Annotated in this window: 11 protein-coding genes; 5 read left to right on the top strand and 6 right to left on the bottom strand. The window is 64.3% G+C overall.

Annotated features, from left to right (window positions below; all coding sequences use genetic code 11):
• The first annotated feature begins 9 nt into the window (after positions 1 to 9).
• Positions 10 to 1,296: an L-pipecolate oxidase gene (gene amaA / locus ABOC32_RS03775; protein ID WP_264361210.1), complete on the top strand. Its 1,287-nt coding sequence runs from the start codon at positions 10 to 12 to the stop codon at positions 1,294 to 1,296.
• A gap of 107 nt (positions 1,297 to 1,403) precedes the next feature.
• Here amaA and ABOC32_RS03780 read toward each other — a convergent pair whose 3' ends face one another.
• Complete coding sequence (locus ABOC32_RS03780; protein WP_426810167.1) at positions 1,404 to 2,831, bottom strand: mechanosensitive ion channel domain-containing protein; 1,428 nt, start codon at positions 2,829 to 2,831, stop codon at positions 1,404 to 1,406.
• Positions 2,832 to 3,150: 319 nt separating this feature from the next.
• Here ABOC32_RS03780 and ycaC (ABOC32_RS03785) point away from each other — a divergent pair, with 319 nt between their 5' ends.
• From ycaC (ABOC32_RS03785) to ABOC32_RS03795, 3 genes are all read left to right on the top strand, one after another.
• Positions 3,151 to 3,780: an isochorismate family cysteine hydrolase YcaC gene (gene ycaC / locus ABOC32_RS03785; RefSeq protein ID WP_019472736.1), complete on the top strand. Its 630-nt coding sequence runs from the start codon at positions 3,151 to 3,153 to the stop codon at positions 3,778 to 3,780.
• A 117-nt stretch (positions 3,781 to 3,897) separates the two neighbouring features.
• Positions 3,898 to 4,464, top strand: a complete 567-nt coding sequence (locus tag ABOC32_RS03790; RefSeq protein ID WP_426810168.1) for an antibiotic biosynthesis monooxygenase — start codon at positions 3,898 to 3,900, stop codon at positions 4,462 to 4,464.
• Positions 4,465 to 4,732: 268 nt separating this feature from the next.
• Positions 4,733 to 6,574 (top strand): amidohydrolase, encoded by a 1,842-nt coding sequence (locus ABOC32_RS03795; RefSeq protein WP_426811561.1) that lies wholly within the window; start codon positions 4,733 to 4,735, stop codon positions 6,572 to 6,574.
• Between the two features lie 165 nt (positions 6,575 to 6,739).
• Here ABOC32_RS03795 and ABOC32_RS03800 read toward each other — a convergent pair whose 3' ends face one another.
• The 3 genes from ABOC32_RS03800 to ABOC32_RS03810 form a co-directional block, all read right to left on the bottom strand.
• Positions 6,740 to 8,338, bottom strand: coding sequence for an MFS transporter (locus ABOC32_RS03800; protein WP_426810169.1), 1,599 nt, complete (start codon positions 8,336 to 8,338; stop codon positions 6,740 to 6,742).
• A 1-nt stretch (position 8,339) separates the two neighbouring features.
• Positions 8,340 to 9,602: an OprD family porin gene (locus tag ABOC32_RS03805; protein WP_426810170.1), complete on the bottom strand. Its 1,263-nt coding sequence runs from the start codon at positions 9,600 to 9,602 to the stop codon at positions 8,340 to 8,342.
• 205 nt (positions 9,603 to 9,807) lie between these two features.
• Entirely contained in the window at positions 9,808 to 10,719 is a 912-nt protein-coding gene (locus tag ABOC32_RS03810; RefSeq protein WP_426810171.1) for a LysR substrate-binding domain-containing protein, read from the bottom strand.
• A 135-nt stretch (positions 10,720 to 10,854) separates the two neighbouring features.
• On the opposite strand from ABOC32_RS03810, the gene ycaC (ABOC32_RS03815) reads away from it, so the two are divergent.
• On the top strand, positions 10,855 to 11,484 hold the full coding sequence (gene ycaC, locus ABOC32_RS03815; RefSeq protein WP_012274792.1) for an isochorismate family cysteine hydrolase YcaC: 630 nt from the start codon (positions 10,855 to 10,857) through the stop codon (positions 11,482 to 11,484).
• Between the two features lie 350 nt (positions 11,485 to 11,834).
• On the opposite strand, the gene ABOC32_RS03820 is transcribed toward ycaC (ABOC32_RS03815), so the two are convergent.
• Positions 11,835 to 12,128 (bottom strand): hypothetical protein, encoded by a 294-nt coding sequence (locus ABOC32_RS03820; RefSeq protein WP_426810172.1) that lies wholly within the window; start codon positions 12,126 to 12,128, stop codon positions 11,835 to 11,837.
• Positions 12,129 to 12,821: 693 nt separating this feature from the next.
• Positions 12,822 to 14,609: a monovalent cation:proton antiporter-2 (CPA2) family protein gene (locus ABOC32_RS03825; RefSeq protein WP_086978480.1), complete on the bottom strand. Its 1,788-nt coding sequence runs from the start codon at positions 14,607 to 14,609 to the stop codon at positions 12,822 to 12,824.
• Positions 14,610 to 14,785: the final 176 nt, after the last annotated feature.

Here is a 14,785-nt window from a genome sequence, read left to right on the forward strand (position 1 = left end):
AGCCGGGCCATGTCCGAACTGCGTCAAGAATGCTTGTGGGAATTCGTCAGCAAACCGACCGTTGCCGCCCAGGCCCTGGCCGGTGAGCACAAGGCCGATGTCTGTGTGATCGGCGGCGGCATTACCGGCCTGTCGGCGGCCATCCACCTGCTCGAACAGGGCAAGTCGGTGATCCTGCTGGAGGCCTGGAAGATCGGCCACGGCGGCTCGGGGCGCAACGTCGGCCTGGTCAACGCCGGCACCTGGATCCGCCCCGACGACGTCGAGGCCACCCTCGGCCAGAAGCAGGGCAGCCGCCTGAACAAGGTGCTCGGCGAAGCCCCTGGCGAAGTGTTCGCCATGATCGAGCGCCTCGGCATCGACTGCCAGGCCCAGCACAAAGGCACGCTGCACATGGCGCACAACGCCACCGGCATCGCCGACCTCGAGGCCCGCCACGAGCAATGGCGCCGCCGCGGTGCCGACGTGGAGCTGCTGACCGGCGCCCAGTGCCAGGAATACTGCGGTACCAACAAGATTTCCGCCGCGCTGCTCGACCGCCGCGCCGGCACCATCAACCCCATGGGCTACACCCAGGGCCTGGCGGCTGCCGTGGCACGCCTGGGCGGCAAGCTGTTCCAGCAGTCTTCGGTCGAAGGCCTGGAGCGTGATGGCGACGCCTGGCGGGTAAAGACTGCGCGTGGCTCGGTGCGCGCCGACAAGGTGGTGATTTCCACGGGCGCTTACACCGAAGGGGACTGGAGCAACCTGCAGAAGCAGTTCTTCCGCGGTTACTACTACCAGGTGGCGTCCAAGCCGCTGCAGGGCGCCGCCGCCGACAAGGTACTGCCACACGGCCAAGGCTCGTGGGACACCCGTACCGTGCTCAGCAGCATCCGCCGCGACGACCAGGGCCGCCTGTTGCTTGGCAGCCTGGGCCGGGTCGACAACAAGCCGGCGTGGTTTGTGCGCAGCTGGGCCGACCGTATCCAGAGCCACTACTACCCGGAGTTGGGCAAGGTCGAGTGGGAAATGCACTGGACCGGCTGCATCGACTTCACCCCCGACCACCTGATGCGCCTGTTCGAGCCGGCGCCGGGGCTGGTGGCGGTGACCGGGTACAACGGGCGGGGTAATACCACCGGCACCGTGATCGGTCGGGCGTTTGCCGAGTTTCTGCTGAAGGGGGAGGCGGACAGCCTGCCGATTCCGTTCTCGCCGATGAATGGCGTCAGCGCGCCCTCGCTGCGCACGGCGTTCTACGAGTCCGGCTTCTCGCTGTACCACGCGGGGCAATGCCTGAGGGTTGTGTTGTAAGTACTGGCCTCTTCGCGGGCGCGCCCGCTCCCACAGGATCACCACAGGGCACATGACTGTGCGGTTCCTGTGGGAGCGGGTTTACCCGCGAAGAGGCCGGCACAGGTTTACTTGTGCAACCAGCTAAGGAAGCCGCCTTTCTTGATCAGGGCCGGCTTCTGCAGCAACAACGACTCCCGGCTCTGACGCCGGAACCGCTGCAACTTGCTCAGCGCCGTCTGCACTTCGCCTCGCTGCTGCAAACAGCTCTTCACCTGGTCCTTGTCGATCCGGTACAGCACGCAACTGGTCAGCGTGCGGAACTCGGCCAGCGAATCCTCTTCGTCGATGATCCCCTCGATCCCCAGCACTTCACCCGGCCCCATGCGGCCGGCCTCGATCCGCTTGTCGCCATCGCGCACCGACGCAGACACCACTCCGCTGCCAATCACCAGCAAATGATCGGAATGCTCGCCCACGCCCAGGATCACCTGGTCCGCCAGGTATTCCACCGCCGTCATGCGTTGGCTCAGTGCATCGCGTTCTTCATCGCTTAGCGAGCGGAACACCCGCACTTCGTCCAGCACCTCACGCTGGCGGCTGCGCGGCGGCAGGGCCAGGTCCACGTTCCACATCACCCCGCTGGCCTCCAGGTGCCGGTGGGCAAGGTCGAACAGCTGGTTGCGCGCGTCGCCCTTGGCGCCCGCATCGGCCACAAAGCCGCTGGCTTCGTACTCCACAGACTCCAGCGTCGAGGCCTTCACCGTCACTTTCGGTTTTGGCGTGTCAAGAATGGCACTGACGCCTTGCAAGGCTTTTTCCAGCGCATCGAACACCCGCTTGGGCCGCACCTTGGCCGGCACCACCACGCTGATCGACACCCCATGCACATCGGCCGGGCGGCTGTGGTTGAGCAGCCGGGCCTTGGCCGCCACCGAGTTGGGGATTACCGCCAGGCTGCCGGTGCCGGTCAGCAGGCGCGTAGCGCGCCAGTCGATGTCCAGCACCTTGCCTTCGGTGCCGTCGATGGAGATTGAATCGCCTATCTGGTAGGGCCGCGTGGTGTTCAGCACGATGCCGCTGAACACGTCGGCCAGCGTGCTCTGCAACGCCAGGCCGATGACGATGGCCATCACCCCGGACGTGGCCAGCAAGCCCTTTACCGGCAGTTGCATCACATAGCCTGCGGCAGCCACTACTGCGGCCAGGAAGATCAACGCCCCCAGCACATCCTGCAGCAACCGCCCGCCATGGCTGCCACGGGCCACCAGCAGCAGGCCGAACACCACCGTGACCGTGCGCGCGCCAAACAGCCACCAGCCGATGGCCAACACCGTGGCCATCAGGTTGCGCGAGACATCGTCAGGCCAGGGTGGCGGTTGCAGCGGGCTCATGCCGGCGGCCACCAGCACCGAGCTGAACAGCAGGAATATCACCAGGCGCGTGCCGATGCGCCAGGCACGGCGCTGCATGGGGATGACTTGCCAGAGGATGAGGTCGAGCAGGATCAGGGTAGTACCGAGCAACAACGGGGACGACTGGATGAACGCCAGCATGGTGGTCTCGGGGTGAGGGGAGGGCTGTGGGTAGTAATAGAGCAGGTTTGCCGGGCAAGCAATGGAAGCCTGTGCCGGCCTCTTCGCGGGTAAACCCGCTCCCACAGGAGTTGTGCCTAACCTGAGCGATATACGGCCCCTGTGGGAGCGGGTTTACCCGCGAAGAGGCCAGCAAATACAACGCCAATCCATCGTTCCTAAAACAGAACGCTAAAGCCAAAAACCGCTATCTACCGCTCCAAAGGTGATGGTTTTAATCTTCTCCCATCAACGCGAAACACCCAACTTACTGAACATCAAAACCCTTAGGAGCTACCCCATGACCAACTTCAAATACAACCGCCTGAACAAAGACGACGCCGCCGTACTGCTGGTCGACCACCAGGCTGGCCTGCTGTCCCTGGTCCGCGACATCGAGCCGGACGCGTTCAAGAACAACGTGCTGGCCCTGGCCGACCTGGCCAAGTTCTTCAACCTGCCGACCATCCTCACCACCAGCTTCGAACAAGGCCCCAACGGCCCGCTGGTACCGGAACTGAAAGCCCTGTTCCCTGATGCCCCGTACATCGCCCGCCCTGGCCAGATCAACGCCTGGGACAACGAAGATTTCGTCAAGGCCGTGAAAGCCACCGGCAAGAAGCAACTGATCATCGCCGGCGTGGTGACTGAAGTGTGCGTTGCCTTCCCGGCCCTGGCTGCCCTGGAAGAAGAGTTCGACGTGTTCGTGGTGACCGATGCCTCCGGCACCTTCAACGCCATGACCCGCGACGCCGCCCACGACCGCATGAGCCAGGCCGGCGCGCAGCTGATGACCTGGTTCGGCGTGGCCTGTGAGCTGCACCGTGACTGGCGCAACGACGTCGAAGGCCTGGCCGCGCTGTGCTCCAACCACATCCCGGACTACCGCAACCTGATGACCAGCTACAACGCCTTCAACGCCGGCAAGTAAGCCGACCTGCCCCGGGCACCGCCAGTCGGTGCCCGCCAAGGGCAGCACACCCATCCAATCCTCCGCCCGTTCACCGTTGCACAGTGGATGCGGGCAAGCTCATCCCAAGGAACGCCGATGAACACCGCACTCCAAGACAACCGCAACGTGGTGACCCTGGTTATCCAGCACAAGGTGCGCGCCGCGTCGCTGGCTACCTACGAAGCATGGCTCAAGCGCACGGTGAGCACCGCGCGCCGCCAGCCGGGGCACCTGGACGTCAACGTCATTCGCCCTGACGACGGCGGGCTGCACTTCACCACCGTGGTGCGCTTCGCCGATGCCAGCCTGCTGCAGGCCTGGGTCAACTCGGGCGAACGCCAGGCGCTGGTGAATGAAGTACTGCCGCTGCTTGAAGGCGGTGACCACACCCAGGTGCACGACGACCCGGAGTTCTGGTTCACCCCGCCGAGCACCAGCGCAGCGCAACCGCCACGCTGGAAGCAGGCGCTGCTGACCTACCTGGTGATCTGCCCGATGACCATGATCATTCCGCAACTGCTGGCGCCTTTGTTTGCACGCTTCCCGCAACTGGGCGGCCCGATTACCGGCAACCTGATCGCCAACCTGTTCGTCATCCTGCCCGTGGTGTTCTACATCATGCCTTGGGTAACCCGCCGCTGCGCCAACTGGCTGCGTGGCTGAGCCGCTGCATCAAACCTGATCAAGGCTAATCTTCACCCACCGCACATCCATGCAATCCCGCGCCAGGCTGAACCGGCATGCTCCGCAGTTGCGCCTGCCGCTGCCGCACCCAGAGACGGAGAACACCATGTCCCAGGACCGCAACGACAAGACCCGTCGCCAGTTCCTCGCCACCAGCACCGTGCTCGGTGCGGCCGGCGCGCTCTGGTCTGCATTGCCCTTCACCGGCCAAGCCGGTTCCGCTCACGCATCCACCCAAGGAGGTTCCATGACCGCCGACCTGATTCTGTTCAACGGCAAACTGCACACCGTTGACCGCGAAAAGCCCACCGCGACCGCCGCCGCCATCAAGGACGGCCGTTTCATCGCCGTGGGCAACGACGCCGAGGCCATGGCCCACAAGGGCGCCACCACGCAGATCATCGACCTCAAGCAGTGCACGGTCATCCCCGGCCTGAACGACTCGCACCTGCACCTGATCCGCGGTGGCCTGAACTACAACCTAGAGCTGCGCTGGGAAGGCGTGCCGTCGGTGGCCGATGCCCTGCGCATGCTCAAGGACCAGGCTGCGCGCACGCCCACACCGCAGTGGGTACGGGTGGTGGGTGGCTGGAACGAGTTCCAGTTCGCCGAAAAACGCATGCCCACCCTGGAAGAAATCAACCAGGCCGCGCCCGACACCCCGGTGTTCCTGTTGCACCTGTATGACCGCGCGCTGCTCAACCGCGCCGCGCTCAAGGCTGTCGGCTACGACAAGGCCACCCCGAACCCGCCGGGTGGCGAAATTCAGCGCGACAAGTTCGGCAACCCGACCGGCATGCTGATCGCCCGCCCGAACGCGATGATCCTCTACGCCACCCTGGCCAAAGGGCCGAAGCTGCCGCTGGAGTATCAGGTCAACTCGACCCGCCAGTTCATGCGTGAGCTGAACCGCCTGGGCCTGACCAGTGCCATCGACGCCGGCGGCGGCTACCAGAACTTCCCCGACGACTACTCGGTGATCCAGGAGCTGGCCGACAACAACCAGCTGACCGTGCGCATCGCCTACAACCTGTTCACCCAGAAGCCCAAGGAAGAGCTGGACGACTTCAAGAAGTGGACCTCCAGCGTGAAGCTGCACAGCGGCACCGATTTCCTGCGCCATAACGGCGCCGGCGAAATGCTGGTGTTCTCTGCCGCCGACTTCGAGGACTTCCTCGAACCGCGCCCGGACCTGCCGCAGACCATGGAAGAAGAGCTGGAGCCGGTGGTGCGCCACCTGGTCGAGCAACGCTGGCCGTTCCGCCTGCACGCCACCTACAACGAATCGATCACGCGCATGCTCGACGTGTTCGAGAAGGTCAACCGCGACATCCCGTTCAACGGCCTGCCGTGGTTCTTCGACCACGCCGAAACCATCACCCCGCAGAACATCGAGCGCGTGCGCGCCCTGGGCGGTGGTATCGCCATCCAGGACCGCATGGCCTTCCAGGGTGAGTACTTTGTTGATCGCTACGGCGCCAAGGCTGCCGAGCAGACCCCGCCCATCAAGCGCATGCTCGACATGGGCGTGCCGGTGGGCGCCGGTACCGACGCTACCCGTGTGTCCAGCTACAACCCGTGGACTTCGCTGTACTGGCTGGTCAGCGGCAAGACCGTCGGCGGCATGGAGCTGTACCCGCAGGGCCTGGACCGCGACACCGCACTGCAACTGTTCACCCAGGGCAGCGCCTGGTTCTCCAGCGAGCAGGGCAAGAAGGGCCAGATCAAGGTGGGCCAGCTGGCCGACCTGGCGGCGCTGTCGCTGGACTTCTTCAGTGTCGAAGAAGAGGCGATCAAAGGCATCGAGTCGGTGCTGACCATCGTCGATGGCAAGGTGGTGTACGGTGCTGGCGAGTTCGACAGGCTTGGCCCGCCGCAGGTGCCGGTACTGCCGGAGTGGTCGCCAGTAGCCAAGGTGCCGGGGCATTGGCGCGTGGGCACGCCATCGTTGGCAGCCGCCGTGCACCAGTGCTCGGGGCCGTGCGGGGTACATGCGCACAGCCATGACAAAGCGCGCAAATCGAGTGTGCCGGTGAATGACTTCCAGGGCTTCTGGGGATCGCTGGGTTGTTCCTGCTTTGCTTTCTAAGCTGAGCTGACATGGGAAAGGGGCCAATGATCGGCCCCTTTCTTGTTCCTTCAGTGCCGGCCTCTTCGCGGGCGCGCCCGCTCCCACAGGTACACCGCAACCCTCAGGTTCTGCACGATCCCTGTGGGAGCGGGCGTGCCCGCGAAGAGGCCAGAAAAGCCGGTATCAATGGTGAGCCTTGTGCTCCCCACCCGCCAACAGATGCCGAATTCTCACCTCAACCCCTTCGGTCTGCAGCATCCGCACCCGCGCCTCGATCTTCAGCTCACCCCGGGTGACGCGATGGTGATGCCGCAAATGCTCCAGCCACGATTCCTCGAAGAAAAACTCCAGCCAAAGCGCCGGGTCAGCACTGTCGCGCATCAACCCCCAGGACAACGCTCCATTGCGCTTGCGCATCGCCTCCAGCTCCCGCGCCGCCTGCTGGAACGCCTCGGCCTTGGCCGGGGCGATGTGGTACTCCACGGTAACCATCACCGGCCCGCTTTCCTTGTCCGTTTCATCGCTCAGCAACGGCACCGGCCAGTGCAGCGACGGTGTCAGCTCTTCGGCCTCGGTTTCTGGCAGGGTCACCTTGCAGGTCAGCAACGTACCCAGCGCCAGGCCACCTGCAGCCAGCAGCAGGCTCAGGGTGATCGATGCATGGCTGGCCAGCGTGCCCCACAGCAACCCGCCACAAGCCATGGCGCCGAAGAAGATCAGGATGTACACCGACAGTGCCCGCGCCCTTACCCAGGCCGGCACCGAGGTTTGCGCCGCCACCTGCAGGTTGGACAGCACCGCTATCCACGCCGCGCCGCTGAGCAGCATCGCCGGCAGCAGCACATAGAAGTTGCGCACCAGCGCCAGGGCCAGCAAGAACAGCGCATACAGCAGGCTGGCGAGCAGCACCAGGCGGTCGCGGCTGATGCGTTCGCGCAGGCGTGGCAGCAGGGTGGCGCCGGCCACGGCACCGATGCCGATGGCCGCCAGCAGCAGGCCGAAATCGGCAGCGGTGCCGTGCATTTCGCCGCGCACGATCAAGGGCAGCAGCGAGGTGCCAGCGCTGGCGCAGAAGAAAAACGCCACGGCCCGCAACAGCACGGCCTGCAAGGGTTTGGCACTGCGTGCGAAACGCAGCCCGGTACGCATGGCACCGACAAACCGCTCAGCCGGCAGCAGCGGTTCCTTCACTTCACGCTTCCACAGGAACAGCACCAGGATCACCCCGGCGAACGAGACGGCGTTCAGGGCAAAGGTCAGCCACGGGCCGACCAGGCTCACCACCACACCCGCCAAGGCCGGGCCGATGGCGCGCGACACGTTGATGCCGACACTGGAGATGGCCACCGCATTGGCCAGGTCTTCCTTGCCCACCAGCTCCGGCGTCAGCGCGCTCCAGGCCGGCATCATCAGCGCTGTGCCGATGCCCAGCGCCAGGGTCAGCACCAGCAGCAGGGTGATGTTCATCAGCCCGAGCAAGGTCAGGGCCGCCAATACCACGGCGACCGATGACATCCACAGTTGTACCAGCAACAGGTAGCGACGTTTGTCGACGATATCCGCCGCCGCGCCAGCGGGCAGGGCAAGGAAGAACATCGGCAGCGAGCCGGCGACCTGGATCAGCGCCACGTGCAGCGGGTTGGCCGACAGCGTGGTCATCAGCCAGCCGGCGCCCACCTCGTGCATCCAGGTGCCGATGTTGGAGGCAATGGTGGCGATCCACAGCATGCGAAAGGTTGTATTGCGCAACGGGCTCCAGGCGCCTGAAGGGGAAGTGCTCATGTCAGAAGCTGCCTTTGAGTGGGTATTCGATGATCAGGTAGATGCGGTCGATGTCATCGCCGGCCTGTGCCTGGTTGGCGCGGTGGCTGACGTGGGAGAACGACAGGCTCAGGTCCTTGGCGGCACCCGACTGCACCACGTATTTCAGGTCGATGTCGCGTTCCCAGTGCTTGCCGCCCTGGCCGTACTGGCCGGTGTAGGCGCCACCTGCTGGTGCATGGCTGCCGTCGATGCCGCGGCCGCTGACGTAGCGGCCCATCAGGCTCAGGCCGGGCACGCCGAGGGTGGCGAAGTTGAGGTCGTAGCGCAGTTGCCACGAGCGCTCGCCGGGGCCGTTGAAGTCGGCGTACTTGATCGAGTTGGCCAGGTAGATGGAGTCGCCACCGACGAAGTCGAACGGGGTGTCGCCCTCGACCTTCTGATAGGCAAGGCTCAGGGCCTGAGCACCGAAGCTGTACCTGGCCAGCAGGCTGTAGGCGAGGGTGTCGATGGCCCCGGCGCTGGCACTGCCCGTGTCGCGGGTCTTGTAGAGGTTGCCGTCCACGCGCCAGTTGCCTTCGGCCAGGTTCAGGTTGAGGTAGGCCTGGCGCCAGGTGTCTTCCAGCTGCCCGGCATACAGTGCGGCGCCGAACGGCCCGTTGGGTGCGAAGGTGGCACCGGCCAGGCTGATGGCCCGGTTGTGGGTAGTGGCGCCGTAGCCGCTGAAGTCATCGTGGCTGGCGCTGTTGTCCTGGTTGCTGAAGGCGGTGAAACGCCCGGCCTGCAGGCGCCAGTCGGGCAGGTCGGCGTTTTCCACGAACCAGCCGGTGGCGTATTCCGGGTGCAGGCGTTTGTCGCCGGTGTCGAACACCGGGGTTTCCACGGTCATCTCGCCATAGCGCAGCTGGGTGTTGCCCAGGCGTAGCTTGAGCGCAGCCCCGGCGCTGGAATAGTCAGACTCGGCGCGGCCGTCGCTGTCGCGTGGCAGCAGGCCGGTGCCGGCGTGGCCGCGGCCACCGTCGAGTTTGAGGCCGAGGAAGCCATGGGCGTCGATGCCCACCCCGACAGTACCTTCGGTGAAGCCCGAGCGGACCTCGCCGATGAAGCCCTGGGCCCATTCCTGGCGGTAGTTCTGGCCGCTGCCGGAGGGCGAGCGGAAGTCGCTGTGCAGGAAGTAGTTGCGGCTTAGCAGCGACCAGCCGGGTTCGTCGGCCTGGCTGAGTGCCGGGCAGAGGGCGAGGGTGGCGAGCAAGGCACGGCCTGGTCCGGGGGTGGCGCGGATCATGGGGGCTCCGGGGGGGATGATCCGGGACTGTGGGGCAAGGATAGGTCAGGGGTCTTGTAAGGGTGTGCTGGGGGAGCTGTTTAACCTGTGCCGGCCTCTTCGCGGGCGCGCCCGCTCCCACAGGGTCAGCGCCTGCCCCGAGCCCTGTGCAATACCTGTGGGAGCGGGCATGCCCGCGAAGAGGCCGGTGCAGGCAACCCAGGCATCAAGCCATGTCGCTGATGGCAAACTCCTCAGCCAGATGATCAATCAATGCCCGCACCGAAGGCAGCAACCCGCGCCGCGACGGGAAGATCGCATGCACGATGCCGCAACGCGGGTGCCACTCAGGCAGCAATTCCACCAGGCGCCCCGAAGCCAGGTCCTCGCGCACCGCCACCCGCGGCAAGTGCGCAATCCCCACCCCGGCCACTACGAAGTGGCGCAGGGCAAACAGGTCGTCAGTCACCATGCGCGGTGTATGCGGGATGACGATGCTGCGGCTGTTGTCCTCACCCTGGAACAGTTCCCACTGGTACTCACGCTGGGCGCTGCCCCAGTGCAGGCTGGGCAGCGTGCCGAGCAGCTGCGGGTCGAAGCCTTTGGGCAGTTGCTCTAGGTAGTGCGGCTGGCCGACCAGGCACTGGGTGCTGTTGCTCAGCACCTTCATCACCATGTCGGTGTTCTCCAGCGGCGGAAAGCGCACCCGCAGGGCAATGTCGAAGCCCTCGTGCAGCAGGTCGACGCGGCGGTTGGTGCTCTCGATGAACAGCTCCACCTGCGGGAACTTGAGCATGTAGCGGGTCAACATCGGCCCGACCCAGGAGTTGAGCAGCGTGGTGGGGCAACTGATGCGCACCAGCCCGCGTGGCTCGCTGCGGTTGCGCTCGATGATCTCCGCCGCGCCCTCGGCCTCCACACGCATGGCCAGGCAGCGGTTGTAGTAGGCCTGGCCGATCTCGGTCAGCGAGCAGTGCCGGCTGGTGCGGTGCAGCAGGCGCACGCCCAGGCGGTCTTCAAGGTCGGCGATGCGCCGGCTGAGTTTCGACTTGGGCATGTCCAGCGCCCGCCCGGCCGGGGCGAAGCCGCCGTGCTCCACGACTTGGGTGAAGTAGTAGAGGGAGTTGAGGTCTTCCAATGATCGTTCTCCAAACGGAACGCTAAGGACGGTTTTCGCAGTCTAGTGCAGCAAAGGTGATGATTTTAATCTGTGCCCATCAACGCGAAACACCCCGGATTGCTGAAAAATTCATAACCCTTAGGAGCACAGACCATGAGCAAATTCACCTACAACCGCCTGAACAAAGACGACGCTGCCGTACTGCTGGTCGACCACCAGGCTGGCCTGCTGTCCCTGGTGCGCGACATCGAGCCGGACAAGTTCAAGAACAACGTACTGGCCCTGGCTGACCTGGCCAAGTTCTTCAACCTGCCAACCATCCTCACCACCAGCTTCGAGCAAGGCCCCAACGGCCCACTGGTACCGGAACTGAAAGCGCTGTTCCCGGATGCGCCGTACATCGCCCGCCCAGGCCAGATCAACGCCTGGGACAACGAAGACTTCGTCAAGGCGGTGAAGGCCACTGGCAAGAAGCAGCTGATCATTGCCGGTGTGGTGACTGAGGTCTGCGTAGCCTTCCCGGCACTGTCGGCGCTGGAAGAAGAGTTCGACGTGTTCGTGGTGACCGATGCCTCCGGCACCTTCAACGAAATGACCCGCGATGCCGCCCATGACCGCATGAGCCAGGCGGGTGCCCAGCTGATGACCTGGTTCGGCGTGGCCTGCGAGCTGCACCGCGACTGGCGCAACGATGTTGAAGGGCTGGCTGCGCTGTGCTCCAACCACATTCCGGATTATCGGAATTTGATGACCAGCTACAACGCGTTGACTGCGGGGAAGTAATCAACCAATAGCAGTACGCACAAAGGCCGGCTCCCTCTGTAGGGAGCCGGCCTTTTTTTGTTGCACTTTGTTCCATTCGTTGACCTGTATGGGCGGCATTGTTAGCGTTTCACTTGAGCGCGAAGCCAGTTGTCATTCAGCGGCAGTAACTGGATCAGGAACCCCATCGATGGCTGAATCATCAGTGTAGGGTGAGACCTCCACACCCCGGCTTGAGGTGTGTATATGAATAGCAAGCATCTGATGGGGCCACTGGAAACAGTGGCCCTTTCTGTGGCTGGTGCTGACATCCGGATCAACGCGGTCCCTGTGGGAGCGGGTTCACCCGCGAAGAGGCCGGTACAGGCGACTCAGTTTATGGGCTGTGACTCAATCCCATCCAGTAATGCCTCAACCAGCCCTTCTGCCATTTCGAGTGCATTCAGGTTGCTCCAGAACAGGCTCTTGCCTGTGTCATCCAGATGCTCCAGGGCTTTGTAGCCGCAGTCGTATGCACCGCGCAGGTACTGGGCGACATGTACCAAGGCGTCGTGGGCGGAGACGCCTGGGTTTACGGTGAACAATGGGGGATGGCCGGCATCGCAGCGGCTGAAAGGGCGTTGTGTGGTTTCGGGAAGGGGTGGATCGGGAACAATCTTTTTCATAGCCAAACTCCGATAGAGGTTGGCCGGCACCATCCGTTTCCACGCGAAGGGTGGCGGCTGCACGCGGGGTGGAAAGCCGGGCTATCGGAACCCCGGCAGGCCATACGGCCTCCCGCGTGCAACTGCCATGACGACAGCTGTTCCGATTACCTGCCGGGTTTCCACACCCGATCGCTGAACCGACAGCGACCCGGTCAGCCTAGAGAGCAGGCCTTCCCTGGACAATCAGACGGGCGTCGACACGGTGTGTAGGATAAATCCTCGGGGGCGGCGTTAATGTAGGAAATGGTTGGCCGGGAAGTAGGACCTTGCTGAGAATCGGACGATTCTGTGATGGTTTTTTTGGGTGCGCGTAATGGCGGCGAGGTGATCGTCAGGAGGTTGCAGGATGGCCTCCAGGGGCCAGGCGATAGGTTTTTGGCGCCTGTGAGATCGAGCGCCGCCCGCGCGGCGCATCGCGAGCTGCGCTCGCTCCTACGTTTGTTTCGGGCCAGTAACGCCTGCGGCAGACGCGCGCGACCGCCTTGTTTGTACGACGCGATATTGCGCCATGTGCCAAGGCGTACGCGCGCAAATTCCCCAGGAATAATTGGCCCGAAACAAACGTAGGAGCGAGCGCAGCTCGCGATGCGCCGCGCGGGCGGCGCTCGATCTCATAGGCGCCACAACCCTCAAGGCGTACGCCAAAGCCCCTCAATCCGCATCCGAATCAAACAACCGCTCCAGCTCCACCCGCGCCTCCTTGGCCGTCTGCATCACCTTGGCCCGGTCATCGCGCACTTGCCCCTGGGCCACCAGCACTTCTTCGTCATGCTGGGTAAACCGCGCAATCCGGTCCGCCGCCTGTTCATCGCTCAAGCCCAACCCCACCAGCGCCCTGCGGGTCATTTCCAGGCTGGAGTAGAACGTCTCGCGAATCGGCTCGGCGCCTGCATCCACCAACTTGTGCACATGCTGGCGGTTACGTGCCCGGGCCAGCACCTTCAGGTGTGGGTAAAGGCGTTTCACCCGTTCAGCGGTATGAATGGCCGCTTCAGGGTCATCGATGGTGATGATGAAGTACTCCGCCTCACCCACCTTGGCGGCGTGCAGCACCTCGGGGCGCAGCGGGTCGCCGTAGAACACCGGCACCTGTTCGAACATGCGGGTCATCTCGATGGTGTCCACCGAGGTTTCCAGGGCAATGAACGGGATTTTCTGTGCACGCAGGATGCGCGCGACGATCTGGCCCATGCGGCCCATGCCGACAATCACCACCCGCGGCGTATCCGTCTGGATCTGCTTGTACTGCTCGGGCACTTCACGCGCCGGCTGTGGGCGTTTGAGGGCGCGGGCGCATCCAAGCATCAGCAGCGGGGTAATGGCCATCGACAGGGTGATGGTCAGCAGCAGCAGGTCGTAGGTCTGGGTGTCGAAAAGGCCCTGGTCCTTGCCCAGCTTGAACACCACGAAGGCGAACTCGCCACCGGCCGCCAGCACCATGCCCAGGCGCAGGGCGCTGGCGCTGTTCAGGCCACCGACCAGGCGCCCGACGCCTATCAGCAGCACCAGCTTTACCGCCACCAGCAGCAGGGTCAGGCCCAGCACCACCAGCGGCATGTCCAGCAGCAGGCGCAGGTTGGCGCCCATGCCCACGCTGATGAAGAACAGCCCCAGCAGCAGGCCTTTGAACGGTTCGATCTGCGATTCCAGCTCGTGGCGGTATTCCGAGTCGGCCAGCAGCAGGCCGGCGAGGAAGGCGCCAAGGGCCATGGAGATGCCGGCTTCCTCCATCAGCCAGGCTGTGCCGATCACCACCAACAGCGCGGTGGCGGTGGACACTTCCGGCAGGCCAGTGCGGGCCACGGTGCGGAACACCGGGCGCAGCAGGTAGCGGCCACCGACGATCACCACGGCGATGCTGGCAAATACCTTCAGGCCGTGTTGCAGGCTGTCGCCGTGGCTGGTGTCCGGGCCACTGGCGGCCAGCAACGGCACCAGGGCGATCAGCGGGATGGCGGCGATGTCCTGGAACAACAGGATGGCGAACGCCAGGCGGCCGTGCGGGGCGTTGAGCTGCTTGCTCTCGGCCAGGCTCTGCAGGCCAAGGGCGGTGGAGGACAGCGCCAGGCCCAGGCCGAGCACGATGGCTGCCGGCAGTGTCTGGCTGAAGCCGAACAGGGCAATGGCACCGATCAGCGCGCCGGTCAGCAGCACCTGGGCGGTACCCACACCGAACACCGACTTGCGCATCAGCCACAGGCGTTTGGGTGACAACTCCAGGCCAATGATGAACAGCAGCAGGACCACGCCCAGCTCGGAAATATGCGCCACGCTTTCGGTGTCGCGGATCAGGCCAAGCGCTTGCGGGCCGATGGCTACACCGGCGAGCAGGTAGCCAAGCACGGCGCCCAGTTGCAGGCGCTTGGCCAAGGGGACGGCGACGACTGCGGCAAGCAGAAAGATCACCGCGGTTTGCAGAAGGCTGCCTTCGTGTGGCATTGGCTCTTACTCCATGAGCTGCCGGGGCAGCGTTTGAACAGTTTGGCCGACGATTCTGGGGAATGTGGGGTGGCTAGACAATCTGCTTTAGGGGAGAAAGATTGTCCCGGAAAATGAGACAACCTGTGCCGGCCTCTTCGCGGGTAAACCCGCTCCCACAGGGATAACACAGGCCT

This window comes from Pseudomonas sp. WOUb67 (genome assembly GCF_050058005.1).
In the GTDB taxonomy this organism is placed as follows: domain Bacteria; phylum Pseudomonadota; class Gammaproteobacteria; order Pseudomonadales; family Pseudomonadaceae; genus Aquipseudomonas; species Aquipseudomonas putida_R.